This is a genomic window from Chryseobacterium sp. SIMBA_038 (genome assembly GCF_046535115.1).
Lineage (GTDB): Bacteria > Bacteroidota > Bacteroidia > Flavobacteriales > Weeksellaceae > Chryseobacterium.
The window spans coordinates 1-277 of record NZ_JAWRXH010000126.1; the positions used below are offsets into that span (position 1 = coordinate 1).

Consider the following 277-nt stretch of genomic DNA (forward strand, 5'->3'; position numbering starts at 1 on the left):
CCCTTGGAGTGGCGTCACCAATACCGACATTCAGATCTTTGATAGCGAGAGAATAGTCCTGTTATTGAGTAGCTGGCAGAAAACACTTGGTCAGCTTATCGACACCACTGAGCATTTGGTATCACGCTGGCAGCTTGACTCGAATACACTACAAATGCTTCCAGAACTTGACTGTCTTGATCAAGATTTTTCAAAATTGCCGGATCTGAAAGGCCAAGAGTACTTCCCAGCCTTGAGACGACTGAATCAAGAAACCATAGATGATGTTGAGCGCAAT

The 277-nt window shown here is 44.8% G+C and carries 1 protein-coding gene; it reads left to right on the plus strand.

Going from position 1 to position 277, the window contains the following annotated elements; translation table 11 throughout:
* Nucleotides 1–277: hypothetical protein (locus tag SB689_RS22970; protein ID WP_410694374.1), on the plus strand; the 277-nt coding region annotated here is incomplete at both ends.